Source organism: Thermococcus sp. Bubb.Bath (genome assembly GCF_012027595.1).
In the GTDB taxonomy this organism is placed as follows: Archaea; Methanobacteriota_B; Thermococci; order Thermococcales; family Thermococcaceae; genus Thermococcus.
On sequence record NZ_SNUR01000028.1, the window covers coordinates 1 to 471 of the forward strand.

Annotated in this window: 1 pseudogene; it reads left to right on the forward strand. The window is 42.7% G+C overall.

Annotation, left to right across the window (positions count from 1 at the left end):
• Positions 1 to 100, forward strand: a pseudogene (locus E3E29_RS11930) (cyclase family protein); the annotation flags it as partial.
• Positions 101 to 471: the final 371 nt, after the last annotated feature.

Here is a 471-nt window from a genome sequence, read left to right on the forward strand (position 1 = left end):
CGAGCTTTTGGTGGGGGAAGAGTTCACATTCATAGCATTTCCACTGAAAGTTAGGACGGGTTCGGGTAGTCCAGTCCGAGCAGTTGCTATAACCAAATAAGTCCATGCTGATATCTGTTTGGCCTTCCACATCTCAGCCGTTTTCTAGATTTGGCGGTGAATCCTTGATTTTTAAACGCAGCTAAACATTGAGAAACCTTTGTTAACAGTTACTGGATAAAAATCTGATCTCAACACTTTTTTCTAAACAATGGGTAACACAACTGGACGATTTCCTTAAAAAAGCTTAAATATATCCTTTTTCATAAAGATAACTGGGGTGAAGTGTTATGATAGGAAAGAAAGTCCTTGCAATCCTGTTCGGATTGCTGATGTTAGCAATGCCAGTAAGCTTCACAGGCGTCAGCGCGGCCACCGAAAGCGTCACAGTGATACTCGTCAGCGACAACGCTGCAGATAAGTGTATAGCGG